This is a genomic window from uncultured Caldilinea sp., assembly GCF_937128415.1.
Lineage (GTDB): Bacteria > Chloroflexota > Anaerolineae > Caldilineales > Caldilineaceae > Caldilinea.
This window is the reverse complement of record NZ_CAKZMJ010000065.1, coordinates 1-14,671: the sequence shown is the minus strand read 5'-3', so window position 1 is coordinate 14,671 and position 14,671 is coordinate 1. Positions and strand designations below refer to the sequence as shown.

Below are 14,671 nucleotides of genomic sequence, written 5' to 3'. Positions count from 1 at the left end.
GATAGACCGCAAGGGTTTGGGGGATTTGAGAAAGCGCGGCGGAAAGGATTTCTCTGATGTGTGGACGGTTTGCACTGTATGCGACTCCGGAGAAGCTGGCCGAGCATTTTGGATTGGCCGAGCCGCCGGCGCAGCTGGCTCCTCGCTACAACATTGCGCCGACGCAGCCGGTCGGCATTGTTCGCTTCGATCCGCAACATCAGAGACGCGAGTGGGCGTTGGTTCTATGGGGGCTGATTCCATCCTGGAGCAAGGAGCCCGCGATGGCCGCCCGCATGATCAACGCGCGTGCAGAGACTGTAGCCGAAAAGCCTTCTTTTCGGGCGGCTTTCAGACGGCGTCGATGCCTCATCCCCGCCTCTGGTTTCTATGAATGGATGAAGCGGAACGGCGGCAAACAGCCTTACTACATCACCTCTCAGGATGGGACGCCGCTCGGGTTCGCAGGGTTGTGGGAGCGTTGGATCGGCCCCGAGGGCGAGGAGATCGAAAGCTGCACGATCTTGACCACCGACGCCAACGAAGAGGTGGCTCGACTGCACAATCGCATGCCGGTGATTTTGGCGCCGGAGGATTATGCGACGTGGCTGGGAGATGGTCAGGAGGCCGCGCCGGCCTATCTGGCGCAGCTCAAGCATCTGTTTCGGCCTTTCCCCGTCGGTCGATTGAAGTTGTATCCTGTCAGCCCTTATGTGAACGATCCTCGCAACGAGGGCGTCGCCTGCATCGAAGAGCGCAAAGCCTGACAGCCGAAAGAGGTTTCAAACCCTTGAAGCATCTGAAGCGGATGCGCCTGCGCTCAATTGCATGGCCTGCGCAAAGCGCTCCAGCGCCTGCATATGCTGCTCGGGACTGATAAATCCACAGCCCATGGTGTTGACCGAAAAATGCGTTGCGCCGGCGGCCACCCAGTCGGCCATGATGCGGCGCTGACGTTCCTCGACGCCATCCTTGTAATGCAGGCGAGGCTCGATGCCCAGATCGCGGCGGGAGCGCCCATTTTGCGCCAGATAGACATCCAGTCTGGCGAGGGCGTCGGCCGCCTCCTGCGCCGTGCGATAGTTGGGCATCCAGCCGTCGCCCAAGCGGGCAATCCGCTCGAGCACGGCGTCGGCGTGCCCTCCCAGCCAGATGGGAATCGGCCTTTGCACGGGCAGCGGGTTGATGCCGGCGTCGGAGATATGATGCCATTCGTCATGGACGGTGACGAGCGGCTCGGTCCACAGCCGACGCAGCAGCCGGATCTGCGCCTCGCATCGCCGACCTCGCGTATGAAAGTTCTCTCCCAACGCTTCGTACTCCACAGGATTCCAGCCGATGCCGACGCCGAGGCGCAGCCGTCCGCCGGAAAGCACGTCGAGCGTGGCAGCCTGTTTGGCGACGAGCGCAGTCTGTCGCTGCGGGAGGATGAGAACGCCGGTCGCGAAGCGGAGCCGCGTGGTCGCCGCCGCCATGAAACTGAAGAGGACAAAAGGCTCGTGAAATGGATGGCGATAGGTGTAAGGCCCATGCCAGCCGCCGGGACGCTCGGGATTGGCGCCGAGCACATGATCGTAAGCCAGCACATGGGTGTAGCCGAGCGCTTCAGCCGTCTGCGCGTAGTCCCGAATCGCTCCCGGATCGTTGCCAAACTCCGTCTGCGGGAATACAACGCCGATCTGCATCGCCCACGTCCTTCGTCAGAGGATGATTCAGATGAGGGAAATTCAGGCGCCCCCTGTAGGATTCGAACCTACGACCCACTGCTTAGAAGGCAGTTGCGCTGTCCGCTGCGCTAAGGGGGCGAGCACCGTCTATCCATTGTAGCTTTTCCGCAGGCCATCGTCAAACCTTTCAGCTATATGCGCGCGCAACATTCCTTGCAGGCTTGACGTCAAAGCGGAGAGACCCCATACTACAGGGAAATTTCACACAGTGCGCACAACCCAGGAAGCCATGAACGTTTTGGAAACACAGATCGACCCGACTCAGCCGGAGTTCATCGCCAATGCCGCCCATCATCGGGCGCTGGTGGAGGAGCTGCGCGCGCGCCTGGCGCAGGTGCGTCGCGGCGGAGACGAAAGGGCGCATCGCCGTCACGCCGAGCAAGGGAAGCTCTTTGTGCGCGAACGGATTGACCGCCTGCTCGATCCGGGCTCTCCTTTTCTGGAGCTGTCGCCGCTGGCCGCATGGGAGCTTTACGACAACGAAGCGCCATGCGCAGGCATCGTCACCGGCATCGGACGCGTCTCCGGCCGCGAGTGTATGATCATCGCCAATGACGCCACGGTCAAAGGCGGGACATACTATCCCCTGACGGTGAAGAAGCATCTGCGCGCCCAGCAGATTGCGCTGGAAAATCGCCTTCCCTGCATCTATCTGGTCGATTCGGGCGGCGCTTTCCTCCCCATGCAGGATGAAGTCTTTCCCGATGCGGATGACTTTGGCCGCATCTTCTACAATCAAGCTGTGATGAGCGCCGAAGGCATCGCTCAGATTGCGGCGGTGATGGGCCTATGCACGGCGGGCGGCGCCTACGTGCCCGCCATGAGCGACGAGGCGGTGATCGTCAAGGGCGTCGGCGCCATCTTCCTCGGCGGCCCGCCGCTCGTCAAAGCAGCCACGGGCGAGGATGTCAGCGCCGAAGAGCTAGGCGGCGCCGATGTTCACACGCGCATCTCCGGCGTCGCCGACCACTATGCAGAGGACGACCTTCAGGCGCTCCAGATCGTGCGCGACATCGTCGCCACGCTCAACACGCGCAAGGCGGTCGATCTCGATATCGCTCCTCCTGAAGACCCTCTCTACCCGCCCGAGGAGATCTATGGCGTGTTGCCGCGCAGCTTCAAAGTCGCCTACGACGTGCGCGAAGTGATCGCGCGGCTGGTCGACGGCAGCCGGCTGCGCGAGTTCAAACCGCGCTACGGCGAGACGCTCGTCTGCGGCTTTGCGCGCATCTACGGCTACCCCGTCGGCGTGATCGCCAACAACGGCGTCCTCTTCAGTGAATCGGCGCTCAAGGGGACGCACTTCATCGAGCTGTGCACCGCCCGACGCATTCCGTTGCTCTTTCTCCAGAACATCACCGGCTTTATGGTGGGCAAAGAGTACGAAAACCGCGGCATCGCCAAGGACGGCGCCAAGATGGTGCACGCCGTCGCCAACGCGCGCGTGCCCAAGCTGACGGTCATCATCGGCGGCTCCTTTGGCGCCGGCAACTACGGCATGTGCGGACGCGCCTATGGCCCGCGCTTTCTGTGGATGTGGCCGAACGCACGCATCAGCGTCATGGGGGGAGAACAGGCCGCCAACGTGCTGCTCACGGTCAAGATGGAGCAGGCGGCGCGGCGCGGGGAGCCGCCGATGACGCCGGAGGAGCAGGCGGCCTTTAAACAGCCCATTTTGGACAAGTACGAGCGCGAGGGCAATCCCTATTACGCCACCGCGCGACTCTGGGACGACGGCATCCTTGACCCGGCCGAGACGCGCCAGGTGTTGGGGTTGGCGCTCTCCGCCTGTCTGAATGCGCCGGTGACGGAATCAAAATTTGGCGTCTTCCGTATGTAAGGAGAGGCTGTGGAATATCCGACGATTGAGGAAATCCGGGCGAATCGGGAGCGGCTCGGCAATCTGGTGCGCGAGACGCCGGTCTGGCGATGGCAGGGGCTTGATCTTGAGGCGATTGTCGGCGCCGATACGAGCGTCTTTCTCAAGCTAGAGCTCTTTCAGCACACCGGCTCGTTCAAGCCGCGCGGCGCGTTGACGGTCATGCTGAGCCTGGACGCCGACGAACTGGCGCGCGGGGTCACCGCCGTCAGCGCCGGCAATCACGCCATCGCCGTCGCCTTCGCCGCCCGCCTGCTGGGAACCACCGCCAGGGTGGTCATGCCGAAGAGCGCCAATCCGTTTCGCGTGGCGCGCTGCCGCGCCTACGGCGCCCACGTCGAGCTGGTCGCCGACGTGCAGCAGGCGTTTGCGCGCGTCCAGCAGATTCAGGAAGAGGAGGGGCGCATCTTCGTCCATCCCTATGAAGGTCCGCTGACCGCGCTCGGCACAGCCACCGTCGGGCTGGAGTTCGCTCTCCAGGCGCCAGAGCTAGACGCCGTGATCATTCCGATCGGCGGCGGCGGGTTGTGTGCGGGCATGGCGTGCGCGTTCAAACAACTTCAGCCGCGCTGCCTGGTCTTCGGCGTGGAGCCTGTAGGGGCCGACACCATGCACCGCAGCTTTCTGGCCGGCGCCCCGCAGGCGATCGACCGCGTGCGCACCATCGCCGACAGCCTCGGCGCGCCCTACGCGCTGCCCTACAGCTTCGAGATGTGTCGCACCTTCGTCGATGAGATCGTGCTGATCGAAGATGTGGAGATGCAGCGGGCGATGGGAATGCTCTTTGCCGACATGAAGCTGGCAGTTGAACCCGCCGGCGCCGCAGCGACGGCGGCGCTCTGCGGGCCGTTGCTTGAGCGGTTGCGAGGCAAGCGCGTCGGCGTCATCGTCTGCGGCGCCAACATCGACTTGAAAACGTTCGCCGAGCAGACGATCGTGCGCGCGCCGTAAGACTTGTCAGCGTTCATGGCAATGGAGGCGTTCGGTTGCTTTGACATGCGCCGTCGTGGCGGCGCCGGGAATTTCGATCCATGCGACAAGACGCGCTCAAGCGGGCGTCCCAGCTTTTTCTGATCGTTTTGCTGATCTGCATCGCAGGCATTGCGCTGATCCTGGCGCAGGCGCTGGGGTTGGGTTGGCCGGACGCAGCCGGCCTGCGCCCGCCGGGGATCGTGGCCGCGGCCTGGAATCGCGAGGTGGCGCTGATCAGCGGCCACGCCGGCCATGACTCCGGCGCCGTCTGTGAAGACGCCGACGGCGCCGTCACCCTCACCGAGGCGGAGGTCAACGCCAAAATCGCCGGGCTGGCGGCGGAGCGGCTGCGACGCGCCGGCGCCTCCGTTGCGATTCTCGACGAATACGATGCTCGGCTGCAAGGGCTGCGCGCCGCCGTGTTGCTCAGCCTGCATGCAGACAGTTGCATCGACGCCAGCGGCTTCAAAGCGGCGGTGCATCGCTATTCGGTCATTCCGGAGACCAATCAGCGGCTGCTGGATTGCATCAACACGGCCTATCCCGCCGCCACCGGCTTGCCCCCTCATCCGAACACGGTCACCCACAATATGACCGAATATCATGCTTTCCGACGCATCGCGCCCACTACGCCGGCGGCGATCCTGGAGATGGGCTTTCTGGGCGGCGACCGCAGCCTGCTCACCGAGCACTCTGCGCTGGCGGCCAAAGGCGTGAGCGACGCCATCCTGTGTTTTTTAGAGAGTGAGAAGGAAAGAGCCAATGAGCGTTCCCATTGAATTCCATGAAATCGACCCCTGCGAAGGCGCGCCCCTGGCTGCGGTTGAAGCCGCCATCGTCGACCTCTGGAATGAGGCGCTGGCGCCCGATATGGCGATCTCGAACGCATTTGTGCGCTATAATCTGCGGCCATCGGCGGGCGTCCGGCGTCGCATTTTCCTGGCCTGCGTCGACGATGCCATCATCGGCGTCGTTCTGGCCTCGGCGCTGCACGGAGAACCCGCCGTCAACCCCCATGGCGAAGGCTGGATCGAGCTTCTGGCGGTGGCTTCGGCCTTTCAACGCAACGGCGTCGGGCGCCGCCTGCTGAACCTTGCAGAGCAGTGGCTGCTCGCAGCCGGCTGTCGCGCCGCGCAGATCGGGGGCGGCCTGCGCCCCTTCGCCCCTGCCGCGCCGGACATCGGCGTGGCGTCTTTCTTTCAACGCCATGGGTATGCGGTCATCGATACGGTCTGGGACATGGCCGCCAATCTGGCTACGTATCGTCCGCCGGACGACCTCAGCCAGACGCCGTGCGCCGCGCGGCCCGCCGTCCCCGGGCAGGAGCAGATGCTGCTCGACTTTTTGCGCCGCGAATTTCCAGGGCGTTGGCGCTACGAGGCCGAGATGTTTTTGGCCGACGGCGGACGCATCTCCGACTATATGCTGCTGTGGACGGAGCGCGGGGTCGACGGATGCTGTCTGCTGACTTTCCCCGACTCTGTGCGACCGATCGAGCGCTTCTATCCCTATCGTCTGCCCAAGCCATGGGGACAGATCGGTTCGATCGGCGTCAGCGCCGACCGCAGGGGACAGGGGCTGGGAAGCGCCCTGCTCGACGCCGGCCTGCGCCGTCTCCATGACAACGGCGTCAACGGCTGCGTCATCGATTGGACGACGCTGCTCGATTTTTACGGCAAATTCGGTTTCGAGCGCTATCGGGCGTATGTGATTTTAGGAAAAGCGCTGGAGCCAGAGAGGTGCACCGATAGAAGCTGAGCGAGGGTTGAAAAGGAAGGGATGATGAGCGACGCAGGGGGAGACGCGCTGCCGCCCGGCAAAAGTTTTCCAATCGGCGCAACGATTCTGCCCGGCGGCGTGAATTTTTCGGTCTATTCGCGCAGCGCCACCGGCATCGATCTGCTCTTTTTTGACAGCGTCGATGACGCCGTCCCGGCGCGCACAATTCGGCTTCACCCGCAGCGCAACCGCACCTTCTCCTACTGGCATGTCTTTGTGCCCGGCGTGCGCGCCGGTCAGATTTACGGCTATCGCGCCTATGGGCCCTACGAACCGCAGCAGGGCTTGCGGTTCGATCCGGAGAAGGTGCTGCTCGATCCATACGGCCGCGGCGTCGCCGTCCCCAAAGCGTACAGCCGCAAAGCGGCCTCTCTTCCCGGCGACAACGCGGCGCAGGCGATGAAAAGCGTTGTGATCGACGCCGACGACTATGACTGGGAAGGCGATGAGCCGCTCCGTCGTCCTTTCAACCAGACCATTATCTACGAGATGCACGTGCGCGGTTTCACCCGCCACCCCAGCTCCGGCGTGACGCCGGCCAGGCGCGGGACATACGCCGGTCTGATCGAAAAGATTCCTTATCTGCAGCAGCTCGGCGTCACCGCAGTGGAGCTGTTGCCCATCTTTCAGTTCGACCCTCAGGATGCGCCCGCCGGCCTTGTCAACTACTGGGGCTATTCGCCGGTTTCCTTCTTCGCTCCGCACGCGCACTACAGCGTCAGCGGCGACCCGCTTGGCGCCATCAACGAGTTTCGGGACATGGTCAAGGCGTTGCACCGCGCCGGCATCGAGGTCATCTTAGACGTCGTTTACAATCACACCGCAGAAAACGACGAAGCCGGGCCCACCTTTTGCTTCCGTGGGCTGGAAAACGAGACCTACTACATCCTTGAAAAAGACCGCGCCCGCTACGCCAACTACAGCGGCGTCGGCAACACCCTCAACGCCAACAACGCCATGGTGCGCCGTTTGATTCTCGACAGCCTGCACTACTGGGTCGAAAAGATGCACGTCGATGGCTTTCGGTTCGACCTCGCCTCAATTCTCTCGCGGGATGAAAACGGCGTTCCGCTGGCGTCGCCGCCGATCTTGTGGGATATCGAGACCGACCCCGTGCTGGCCGGCGTGAAGTTGATTGCGGAGGCGTGGGATGCAGCGGGGCTTTATCAGGTGGGCAGCTTTTTAGGCGACCACTGGAAGGAATGGAACGGCAAGTTTCGAGACGACGTGCGTTCTTTCGTTAAGAGCGATCCGGGCATGGTGGAGGTCGTGGCCGCGCGCTTTTTCGCCAGTCCGGACCTGTACGGCTCCGATAATTTAGGGCCTGAGCAGAGCATCAACTTCGTCACCTGCCACGACGGTTTCACCCTGAACGATCTGGTCTCTTACAACGAAAAGCACAACGAGGCGAACGGTGAAAACAACCGGGATGGCATGAACGACAATCGCTCCTGGAATTGCGGGGTCGAGGGGCCGACCGATGACCCGGCGGTCGAACAGTTGCGTCAGCGTCAGATCAAGAACTTCTTTGCCATTACGTTGCTGTCACTCGGCGTGCCGATGCTGTTGATGGGGGACGAGGTGCGCCGCACGCAGCTCGGCAACAACAACGCCTATTGCCAGGATAACGAGATCAGCTGGTTCGATTGGAGCTTATGTCAGCGTCATGCCGATCTGCTTGAATTTGTCCGCAAGTTGATCCGTTTTCGTAAAGAGTTGAACATCTTTCACGACGGACATGGTCTGAGCCTGATCGAGCTTTTACATTACGCCCGCATCGAGTGGCATGGCGTGCAGCCCTATCAACCCGACAAGAGCTACGATTCCCGCAGCCTGGCGCTGACGATTCGCGGCCCGACCGAAGCGCTTTATGTGGCTGCAAACTTTTACTGGGAGCCGCTCACGTTTACGTTGCCGCCGCCCCCGCGCCGCAGCGTCACCAACTGGCGCCGGGTGCTCGACACCAGTCTGCCGTCGCCTGAGGATTTTTGCTCTCTCCCCCAGGCGCCCCTCCTGGAGACCAACGTCTATTGCGTCCAGCCGCGCACCATCGTCTTGCTCGCCGTTGAACTGGAGGCTCCCAACCGCAGAGGCGCCGCCGGCGCCCCACCGTCTGAAGACAAATAAAAGCGCCGGAAATGCTTCCGGCGCTTTTATTGTTGATGGCGAAGGGCGGCGCTCGCCGCGCAGCGGCGCCTATTCGATCTCCACGTCCAGATCGTCGAGGCTTTCGTCCTCTTCTTCGTCCTCTTCTTCCAGCGCGTCGAAGTCGAGTTCCAGCCCTTCTTCGTCTTCATCGCCGAGGCCGACGCCCAGCGGCGGAACGCTGAGTTCGGCGACGCTCTCCAGGTCCTCGAACTCGTAGTCATCCAGGCTCAGGTCGACATCCTCCAGGTCGCCCAGGTCTTCGTCGTGCTCGACCTCTTCATCGATCAGGATCTCGACCTCGTCCTCGATGCGAGTTGGCACGATGCGCCGCTTGCTGAAGCCGGTGCCGACCGGAATCAGTTTGCCGATGATAACGTTCTCCTTCAGCCCGCGCAGGTCATCGCGTTGGCCGCGGATCGCCGCCTCCGTCAGCACGCGCGTCGTCTCCTGGAAGGAGGCCATGGCCAGGAAGCTCTCCGTGTTGAGCGCCGCCTTGGTCAGACCCAGCACCACCGGCTCCGCTTTCGCCGGCCGGCCGCCCTTGGAAATGACATAATTGTTGATGTCCTCGAACTTAAAGCGATCCAGCAGCTCGCCGGGCAGCAGGTCGGTGTCGCCTGCGGTGCGCACCATCACGCGGCGCAGCAGCTGGCGCAGGATCACCTCGATGTGCTTGTCGTGGATGCTCACGCCCTGGCCGCGGTAGACCTTCTGCACTTCAGAAAGCATGTAGAGCTGCGTCGCTTCACGGCCGGAGATGCGCAGAATCTCCTTCGGGTTCTTGGCGCCGTCCGTGAGCTGATCGCCCGCCTTGACCACTGCGCCTTCATCCACGCGCAGCCGGGCGTTGGCCGGCAGCTCCACTTCCCACACCTCGGTGTCTTCGCGGCGGATCGTGGCGATGTGGCCTTCGATGTAGATTTCGCCTTCCATGCCCGCGACCACCGTCTCATCCTCTTTACGGGCGATGATGGTGTCCTCCTGCACGCGATCGCCGTCGGCCACAAGGAGCTCAAAGCCGTCGGGGATCGCCACCTCGCGGCGCTTCAGGTCGGTTCGGCTGATGCGCAGGATGCGCACGTCGCCTTCGCGCACGATCGACACCACGCCGTCGATCTCGGCGATGACAGCCTCGCCTTTGGGCGTGCGCGCTTCGAACAACTCTTCGACGCGCGGCAGACCCTGCGTGATGTCCTCGGCGCCGGCCACGCCGCCGGTGTGGAAGGTGCGCAACGTGAGCTGCGTGCCCGGCTCGCCGATCGACTGCGCCGCCACGATGCCGACCGCCTCACCCAGTTTGATGACGCCCCCACGCGCCAGGTCTTCGCCGTAACAGTGGGTGCAAAGGCCGAAACGAGCTTCGCAGGTCAACGGCGTGCGCACATAGGCTTTTTCCACCTTGTGGCGCTTGAGCAGCTCCAGCGCCGCCTCGTTGATCAGCTCGTTGCGTCGCAGCAACACCTCGCCGGTCTCGGGGTCGGTGACGTCCGCCGCCAGGAAACGTCCCGAGACGCGCTCGCTGAAGGTCTCCTGCATGGCTGCGGATTCTTCAGCCGTAATCCAGATGCCGGCGGTGGTGCCGCAGTCTTCCTCGGTGATGATGACATCCTGCGCCACATCGACCAGACGACGGGTCAGATAGCCGGCGTCGGCGGTGCGCAGGGCGGTGTCGGCCAGACCTTTGCGCGCGCCGTGGGTGCTCAGGAAATATTCAAGCGCCGTCAACCCTTCGCGGAAGTTGGAGCGAATCGGCAGCGGAATGATGCGCCCGTTCGGATCCGCCATCAGGCCGCGCATGCCTGCAAGCTGACGCACCGGGTTGATGCCGCCTTTGGTGGCGCCGGAGCGGGCCATAGCGCCCAGCCCTTCGATCGGGCTGAGCAGCTCCTTGACCGCATCGGTGACTTCGTCTGTAGCACGCGACCAGAGCTCGACCGTCTTGTTGTATAGCTCTTCTTCCGTGATCAGACCGCGGCGATATTGCTGCTCCGCCTTTTCCACTTCGATGGTGGTGCGCTCCAGAATTTCCGCCTTACGCGCCGGCACCTTGATGTCCGAAATGGCGATCGTGATGCCGGAGCGAGTCGCATAGCGGAAACCGACGTCTTTGATGTTGTCCACCGTTTCAGCGGTGACCTGACGGCCCAGGTGCTTGTAGCAGCGCGCAACGACGGCGTCCATTCCTTTGCGGTCAAGCAGCTCGTTGACGAACCAGAGCTCTTCGGGCAGGGCGCGGTTGAAGATGATGCGCCCCACGGTCGTGCGCATGAGGCGCTCGCTCGGCCAGGAAGCGCCGAGCAAACCGACCTTGCGCAGCGCTCCGCGCGTCTCTTCCATCGCCGCTGCGCCAAAGCCGGCGATTTCCTCGATCATCTTGCGCTCGCCCCGGGCCAGATGATCCATTAGCTGACCCACCGTCTGAATGCCGTGCCCCTTCAGCGCAGCGAGCACGCGTTCACTCAGCTCCAACGTTTCGATGGAGACGCTGTCATATTTGCTCGTGAAGTAGACGCGGATGGGCTGGCGCAATTTGATGACGCCCATGGCGTAGGCGTACTCCGCCTCATCCATGCTGGAGAACGTAGGCAATGTCGCCGTGTCCGCATTTTCGTCCTCGTCGACCGTCAGATAATAGACGCCCATCACCATGTCTTTGGAGGGGCCGACGATGGGTTCGCCGCTGGAAGGCTTCAGCAGGTTCTGCGTCGCCAGCATGAGCTCGCGCGCTTCGCGCACCGCCTCGTCGCTGAGCGGCACATGAACTGCCATCTGGTCGCCGTCGAAGTCGGCGTTAAACGCGGCGCAGGTCAGCGGATGCAGCTGGATGGCGCTGCCCTCGATCAGCACCACCTCGAACGCTTGAATGCCCAGGCGGTGCAGCGTCGGCGCGCGGTTGAGCAGCACGGGCCGCTCTTTGGTGATCTCATCGAGCACATCCCACACCTCCGGGCTCATGCGGTCGACCATGCGCTTGGCGCTCTTGATGTTGTGGGCGAAGTTGTTTTCGACCAGGCGGCGCATGACGAAGGGCTTGAAAAGCTCCAGCGCCATTTTCTTGGGCAGACCGCACTGGTGTAGCTTCAAATCCGGGCCGATCACGATGACGGAGCGACCGGAGTAGTCGACGCGTTTGCCGAGCAGGTTGCGGCGGAAGCGTCCCTGTTTGCCTTTGAGCAGGTCGCTCAAGCTCTTGAGTTTGCGCTTGCCGCTGCGGCTGACCGCGCGGCCGCGGCGACCGTTGTCGATCAGGCTGTCGACCGCCTCCTGCAGCATGCGCTTCTCATTGCGCACGATCACGTCCGGCGCGCCCAGTTCCATGAGGCGCTTCAGGCGGTTGTTGCGGTTGATGACGCGCCGATAGAGGTCGTTCAGGTCGCTGGTGGCGAAGCGGCCGCCGTCCAGCTGCACCATCGGGCGCAGCTCCGGCGGGATCACCGGCAGCACGGTCAGGATCATCCACTCCGGCCGGTTGCCGCTCTTGCGGAAGTTCTCGACGACGCGCAGACGCTTGGCAGCCTTTTTGCGCCGCTGCTTGCTCTTGGTGGTGCGCATCTCGCGGCGCAGCTCTTTTTGCATCTTTTCCAGGTCGAGCTTGGCCACGATGTCGCGCACCGCCTCGGCGCCCATGCCGGCGGTGAAAACGTTGCCCCAACGTTCGGAAAGCTCGCGATAGCGATTTTCGGTGAGCAGCTGCTTTTCCTCGATCGACTTCAGATCCGCCAGCGCAGCTTCCATCTGGCGCCGCACCTCTTCCTGCCGCACCTCAACCTTGTGGCGCAGCTCGTCGATCTGGGCGCCAAGCTCCTGGCGCACGTAGTCGCGCTGGGCGCCGATGCGCATGCGAATGTCGGCCTTTTCCGCGTCCGACTCCTGCTGGAGCGCGTCGAGCTTCTTCTGCACGAGATCGTTGATGATCAGGTCATAATCTTTCGAGACGATCTCGCCTTTGCGCAGCACAGCCTGGTCGGACCAGGAGAGGAATTTGTCCTCCGGCGCCTTCTTGCCTTCGTTGGTGTGCACCCACGTCTGCAGGCGCTGCGCTTCGGCGATGATCTGGGAAGACGCTTCGTTGATGCGGTCGTTGAGCGTCTGAATGGCGCGCTCCTCCTCCGCCTCAAGGTCGGCGAGCGCCTGCTCGAGCTCGCTTTCCAGCCGCGTCAGCTCTTCCTGAACCTCGCTTTCGATGCGCTGCAAGCGCGTCTGGAGCTCCCGTTCATGGCGCTGAATGGCGCGCGAGCGGGCGTCTTCGTTGACGTTGGTGACGATGTACTGCGCAAAATAGAGCACGCGCTCCAGGTGGCGCGGGCTGATGTTGAGCAGAAGCCCCAGCCGGCTCGGCACCCCTTTGACGTACCAGATATGGCTGACGGGGGAAGCCAGCTCGATGTGCCCCATGCGCTCGCGACGCACGCGGCTGGGCGCAACCTCTACGCCGCATTTGTCGCAGACGATGCCTTTGTAGCGCACGCGTTTGTACTTGCCGCAGGCGCATTCCCAGTCGCGCGTCGGGCCAAAGATGCGCTCGCAGAACAGGCCATCGCGCTCTGGACGCAAGGTGCGATAGTTGATCGTCTCGGGTTTGGTGACCTCGCCGTAGCTCCACTCGCGGATGCGCTCCGGTGAGGCAAGGGAAATCTTAATGGCGTCGAAATCTTTGACTTCCATGGTGTCTCCTTGAGCTGAACGGTGGGGCGACCGCCCCACCGAATCATTTCACGACTCGTTGGCCGCAATTGCTACTCGTTGGCCGCAATTGCTACTCGTTGGCCGTCTTGGTCACCGAACCGGGCAGGTTCAGGCTGAAGCCAAGGCGCGGCATGCTGTCGGCGGTCTCCTCTTTGCCGAAATGGATCGTCTCGCCTTTCTCGTTGATGACTTCGACGTCGAGGGCCAGGCTTTGCAGCTCCTTGACAAGCACGCGGAAGCTCTCCGGCACGCCGGGGCTTTGAATCGGCTCGCCTTTGACGATCGCCTCGTAGGTCTTGACGCGACCGGTGATGTCATCGGACTTGATCGTCAGCATCTCCTGCAAGGTGTAGGCGGCGCCGTACGCCTCGAGCGCCCACACCTCCATCTCGCCGAAGCGCTGACCACCGAACTGCGCCTTGCCGCCCAACGGCTGTTGCGTGACCAGGCTGTAGGGGCCGGTGCTGCGCGCATGCACCTTATCCTCGACCAGGTGATGCAATTTCAGCATCTGCACGACGCCGACCGTCACGGGCGAGTCATACGGCTCCCCTGTCTTGCCGTCGTAGAGGCGCTGTTTGCCTGTCGTCGGCAACGGCCAGCCGGTCTTGCGGCTGACAGCCTCGGCATGTTTGTGCAGCGTCTCGTCGTCCAGCTCGGCCAGCGTCGCAGGCTCCGGCGTCAGGCCGGCTTCCTGGAGCATCTCTTCGCCGTGGTAGAGCAGCCATTCCCAGATCGCCACGCGCTGTGCAACGGCGTTGGACTCTGCGCTGGTGCGACGCTGGGCGTAGGATTCGGGCAGAATTTCCTCGGGCGCGTAGCCTCGCTCTCTCAGCCACTCGCGCAACGCAGCGTGTCGGGCATAGGTCTGATTCTGGAAGATCTGCTCGGCATCGTAACCAAGCGGCTCCAACCATTCGATCAGATAGATGAGGCGGGCGTCGTTGTCATCGCGCAGCTCTTCGGGTGCAATGTGTTGTTCACGCACATGTCGCCACGCCCGGTCGGTGACGTCGCGCCAGGCGCGCTCGATCAACCAGGCGCGGGCCAGCTCGGCCTCGATCTCTTCCTCGCGGGCGCCGTCGAAGACGGGCGTCTCCGCCTTGAACCCTAGCTGATAGGCCGCCCACCCCAGATGCGCCTCCAAAATCTGCCCGATGTTCATGCGGCCAGGCACGCCGAGCGGATTGAGGATGATGTCGACAGGGGTGCCGTCCTCCAGGAAGGGCATATCCTCCACCGGCACCACCTTGGAGATGACGCCTTTGTTGCCGTGGCGACCGGCCATCTTGTCGCCCTCCGTGAGGCGGCGGCGCTGCGCCACGCTGACGCGCACGATCTTTTCCACGCCGGCGGGCAAGTCGCGATGCTCGTCCCGGCCAAAAATTTTGACGTCGACGACCTTGCCGCGTTCGCCGTGCGGGAGGCGCAACGAGGAATCCTTCACTTCGCGCGCCTTTTCGCCGAAGATGGCGCGCAACAATTTCTCTTCCGGCGTCAG

At 63.1% G+C, this 14,671-nt stretch carries 8 protein-coding genes, 1 tRNA gene and 1 pseudogene; 6 read left to right on the top strand and 4 right to left on the bottom strand.

Annotated features, from left to right (window positions below; all coding sequences use genetic code 11):
• Positions 1–56 precede the first annotated feature (56 nt).
• Positions 57–746, top strand: a complete 690-nt coding sequence (locus Q0367_RS10125; RefSeq protein WP_298982059.1) for an SOS response-associated peptidase — start codon at positions 57–59, stop codon at positions 744–746.
• A gap of 15 nt (positions 747–761) precedes the next feature.
• Here the strand turns inward: Q0367_RS10125 and Q0367_RS10120 are convergent, their stop codons facing one another.
• Together Q0367_RS10120 and Q0367_RS10115 are read right to left on the bottom strand one after the other, a co-directional pair.
• Entirely contained in the window at positions 762–1,664 is a 903-nt protein-coding gene (locus Q0367_RS10120; protein ID WP_298982057.1) for an LLM class F420-dependent oxidoreductase, read from the bottom strand.
• A 47-nt stretch (positions 1,665–1,711) separates the two neighbouring features.
• A tRNA-Arg gene (locus tag Q0367_RS10115) sits at positions 1,712–1,784 on the bottom strand.
• A gap of 151 nt (positions 1,785–1,935) precedes the next feature.
• On the opposite strand from Q0367_RS10115, the gene Q0367_RS10110 reads away from it, so the two are divergent.
• From Q0367_RS10110 to glgX, 5 genes are all read left to right on the top strand, one after another.
• Positions 1,936–3,546 (top strand): carboxyl transferase domain-containing protein, encoded by a 1,611-nt coding sequence (locus tag Q0367_RS10110; protein ID WP_298982055.1) that lies wholly within the window; start codon positions 1,936–1,938, stop codon positions 3,544–3,546.
• A 9-nt stretch (positions 3,547–3,555) separates the two neighbouring features.
• Positions 3,556–4,536 (top strand): threonine/serine dehydratase, encoded by a 981-nt coding sequence (locus Q0367_RS10105; RefSeq protein ID WP_297633769.1) that lies wholly within the window; start codon positions 3,556–3,558, stop codon positions 4,534–4,536.
• A gap of 80 nt (positions 4,537–4,616) precedes the next feature.
• Positions 4,617–5,336: an N-acetylmuramoyl-L-alanine amidase gene (locus Q0367_RS10100; protein ID WP_297633771.1), complete on the top strand. Its 720-nt coding sequence runs from the start codon at positions 4,617–4,619 to the stop codon at positions 5,334–5,336.
• Positions 5,320–6,315: a GNAT family N-acetyltransferase gene (locus Q0367_RS10095; protein WP_297633773.1), complete on the top strand. Its 996-nt coding sequence runs from the start codon at positions 5,320–5,322 to the stop codon at positions 6,313–6,315. The genes Q0367_RS10100 and Q0367_RS10095 overlap by 17 nt, the downstream gene beginning before the upstream one ends.
• Before the next feature lie 24 nt (positions 6,316–6,339).
• Positions 6,340–8,463 carry a glycogen debranching protein GlgX gene (gene glgX / locus Q0367_RS10090; protein WP_298982052.1) on the top strand — a complete coding sequence of 708 codons (2,124 nt, stop codon included), beginning with the start codon at positions 6,340–6,342 and terminating at the stop codon, positions 8,461–8,463.
• Between the two features lie 69 nt (positions 8,464–8,532).
• Here glgX and Q0367_RS10085 read toward each other — a convergent pair whose 3' ends face one another.
• Positions 8,533–13,149 carry a DNA-directed RNA polymerase subunit alpha C-terminal domain-containing protein gene (locus Q0367_RS10085; protein ID WP_297633777.1) on the bottom strand — a complete coding sequence of 1,539 codons (4,617 nt, stop codon included), beginning with the start codon at positions 13,147–13,149 and terminating at the stop codon, positions 8,533–8,535.
• 91 nt (positions 13,150–13,240) lie between these two features.
• Positions 13,241–14,671 (bottom strand): annotated as a pseudogene (locus tag Q0367_RS10080) (DNA-directed RNA polymerase subunit beta); the annotation flags it as partial.

Coding starts and splice junctions, on each gene's coding strand:
- Q0367_RS10110 (WP_298982055.1), top strand. CDS start 1,936: ATGAACGTTTTGGAAACACAGATCGACCCGACTCAGCCGGAGTTCATC.
- Q0367_RS10095 (WP_297633773.1), top strand. CDS start 5,320: ATGAGCGTTCCCATTGAATTCCATGAAATCGACCCCTGCGAAGGCGCG.
- glgX (WP_298982052.1), top strand. CDS start 6,340: ATGAGCGACGCAGGGGGAGACGCGCTGCCGCCCGGCAAAAGTTTTCCA.
- Q0367_RS10125 (WP_298982059.1), top strand. CDS start 57: ATGTGTGGACGGTTTGCACTGTATGCGACTCCGGAGAAGCTGGCCGAG.
- Q0367_RS10120 (WP_298982057.1), bottom strand. CDS start 1,664: ATGCAGATCGGCGTTGTATTCCCGCAGACGGAGTTTGGCAACGATCCG.
- Q0367_RS10085 (WP_297633777.1), bottom strand. CDS start 13,149: ATGGAAGTCAAAGATTTCGACGCCATTAAGATTTCCCTTGCCTCACCG.
- Q0367_RS10100 (WP_297633771.1), top strand. CDS start 4,617: ATGCGACAAGACGCGCTCAAGCGGGCGTCCCAGCTTTTTCTGATCGTT.